Origin of the sequence: Lyngbya aestuarii BL J (genome assembly GCF_000478195.2) — a bacterium.
Lineage (GTDB): Bacteria > Cyanobacteriota > Cyanobacteriia > Cyanobacteriales > Microcoleaceae > Capilliphycus > Capilliphycus aestuarii.
Map to the genome: position 1 here is coordinate 1 of NZ_AUZM01000263.1, position 928 is coordinate 928.

1 protein-coding gene is annotated in these 928 nt (G+C 41.3%); it reads left to right on the forward strand.

Features of this window, described 5'->3' with window-relative positions; all coding sequences use genetic code 11:
• Positions 1 to 928 (forward strand): group II intron reverse transcriptase (locus tag M595_RS27960; protein ID WP_023069914.1); only part of this gene is annotated, 928 nt, incomplete at both ends.

Consider the following 928-nt stretch of genomic DNA (forward strand, 5'->3'; position numbering starts at 1 on the left):
CTTGCCAACATTGCTTTACATGGAATGTTAAATACGGTTGTCAACCATTTCCCACAAAGTATCATGGTTGATGGAAAACAGATACAAAAATACCGCCCGAAAATCATTCGATATGCCGATGACTTCGTAGTTATAGCAAATAACCCTGAAGTCATACTAGAAGCCCAAGACCTGATTAAAGAATGGTTAAAACCTGTTGGATTAACCCTCAAACCTGAAAAAACGAGGCTGTGTAACACCTTGTACGAATGGAATGGGGAAAAACCGGGGTTTGACTTCTTAGGCTTTAATATCCGACATTATCCTTTAAGTATTCACAAGGGAATCAATGCCGGACAAGCCGGGGGAAAAAAACCATACCAACTAAACATCAAACCATCTCAAAAGGCAATCAAGAGTCACTACGACAACTGCAAAAAGGTCATCAAGACCCACCGCACAGCACCCCAAAGTGCCTTGGTTAAGCAACTCAACCCGGTCATCAAAGGATGGAGCAACTACTTCTCTAAAGTAGTCAGTAAAAATGTCTTCTCCAAACTTGACCATATGATATGGAATGCTTTAAGGGCATGGACAGCCTCTCGATGTGGTAAAGCGTCCTACAACAAACTTAAAAACTATTACAGATATGGAGTCAATGGAAAATGGACGTTCCAAACTAAAGAAGGGTTTCGACTGATAAACCACATAGAAACCCCCATCAAGAGACACATCAAAGTCAAAAGGGAGAAATCACCTTATGACGGCGATTGGACATACTGGAGTAAACGGATGAGCAACGGCTACACAGGGATACCAAACCGCGTAACCAAACTCATCAAACGTCAAAAAGGACGATGTACATACTGTGGACAATTCTTCACAATTAATGACCTGATTGAGACAGACCATATTATACCTCAATCTAGGGGCGGAAAAGATATTTACA